The sequence below is a fragment of the Azospirillum formosense genome (assembly GCF_013340925.1).
GTDB classification, from domain to species: Bacteria; Pseudomonadota; Alphaproteobacteria; order Azospirillales; family Azospirillaceae; genus Azospirillum; species Azospirillum formosense.
Map to the genome: position 1 here is coordinate 1 of NZ_WHOR01000517.1, position 999 is coordinate 999.

At 70.9% G+C, this 999-nt stretch carries 1 protein-coding gene; it reads right to left on the reverse strand.

What is annotated here, in order from left to right; translation table 11 throughout:
* Window positions 1–41: 41 nt before the first annotated feature.
* Entirely contained in the window at window positions 42–779 is a 738-nt protein-coding gene (locus GBZ26_RS29520; RefSeq protein ID WP_174441820.1) for a MotE family protein, read from the reverse strand.
* Window positions 780–999 lie beyond the last annotated feature (220 nt).

Consider the following 999-nt stretch of genomic DNA (forward strand, 5'->3'; position numbering starts at 1 on the left):
TCTTGGTGAGAGAACCGCGTGTCTGGCAGCCGGGGCCGGGTTCAGTTCGTCGGCGTCTGCGTCAGTCGGACGGGCAGCGGGGCGGGTGGCGGCGGGCGGTCGCCGGGCAGGGCGCGACGTTGCAGGATGAGGCGGGTGACCTCGCGCGCCTTGCCGTCCTCCAGCTCCGCGATGATCGGGGCGGAGCGGCGTTCGGCCATGCGGTCCAGCACGTCGATGATGATGTCGGTTTCCAGGTCGTTGAAGATGCGCGCGGCGTCGCGCGGCTTCATCGTCTCGTAGATCGTCACCATGCGCTTCAGATCCTCCGCCTGGAGGTTGGAGCGCTGCTGCATCAGCGCCTCCACGTCGCGCTTGATGGCGCTCAGCTTCTGGATCTGGGCGGTGGCGCGGGTCTCGGCGGCGGCCAGCACCGCTTCCGCCTCGCCGAGATGGCGGGTGCGGGCGCTCACGTCGGCCTTCTGCTCCGCGATGGCGGCGCGCAGGGCCGGGTCGGTGCAGCTCGCCGCGGGCAGGGAGGCGTCCGCAGGCGGGGCCGCCGGCGTCATCGGCAGCGCCGCCAGCGCCGGGCCTGCCGGGGCGGTCGTCGGAGCGGCCGGGATTTCCCCGGAGGAGGACTCCGCGCCGCCCTTCAGGTCCTTGGCCCAGGGGCGCTCATGCTTGCCGAACTCGCGGTCGAACTGCTGGGCGACCACCGGCAGCCCTTCCATCAGCGAGCCGAGCTTGAGCGGCAGCACCATCAGGAGCGCCACCAGAGTGATGGGAAGCACGCGCAGCATGGCTCAGCGCTCCGGTCCGATGGCCCGCAGCCGGGCGTAGAAGGCGTTGGCGGCCTGCTGCCGCGCGCCGCCGGTGTCCACCGAAGACTCGGCGGTCTCAATGACGGCCATCGGGGCGGGCGGGGGGTGGCTCTTTTAAACAACTGAGGCCGCCGGCGGACCAACCTGGGGTGGTACGGGGGGGGGGCGGTGCAATTAAAAAAAAAAAAGTAGTGAGAGG